This window comes from Exiguobacterium sp. SL-10, from assembly GCF_004337025.1.
Lineage (GTDB): Bacteria > Bacillota > Bacilli > Exiguobacteriales > Exiguobacteriaceae > Exiguobacterium.
This window is the reverse complement of record NZ_SJUP01000040.1, coordinates 1-421: the sequence shown is the minus strand read 5'-3', so window position 1 is coordinate 421 and position 421 is coordinate 1. Positions and strand designations below refer to the sequence as shown.

The 421-nt window shown below is 51.8% G+C and carries 1 rRNA gene; it reads right to left on the bottom strand.

The window, feature by feature from the left end:
• Nucleotides 1–421: ribosomal RNA gene (locus EVJ33_RS15785) — 23S ribosomal RNA — on the bottom strand; the annotation flags it as partial.

Here is a 421-nt window from a genome sequence, read left to right as displayed (position 1 = left end):
GGGAGAACCAGCTATCTCCCGGTTTGATTGGCCTTTCACCCCCAGCCACAAGCCATCCGCTAATTTTTCAACATTAGTCGGTTCGGTCCTCCAGTTAGTGTTACCCAACCTTCAACCTGCCCATGGCTAGATCACCGGGTTTCGGGTCTATACCCTGCAACTTAACGCCCAGTTAAGACTCGGTTTCCCTTCGGCTCCCCTATTCGGTTAACCTTGCTACAGAATATAAGTCGCTGACCCATTATACAAAAGGTACGCAGTCACACGCCTAAGCGTGCTCCCACTGCTTGTACGTACACGGTTTCAGGTTCTTTTTCACTCCCCTCGCCGGGGTTCTTTTCGCCTTTCCCTCACGGTACTGGTTCACTATCGGTCAGTCAGGAGTATTTAGCCTTGGAGGATGGGCCCCCCATATTCAGAC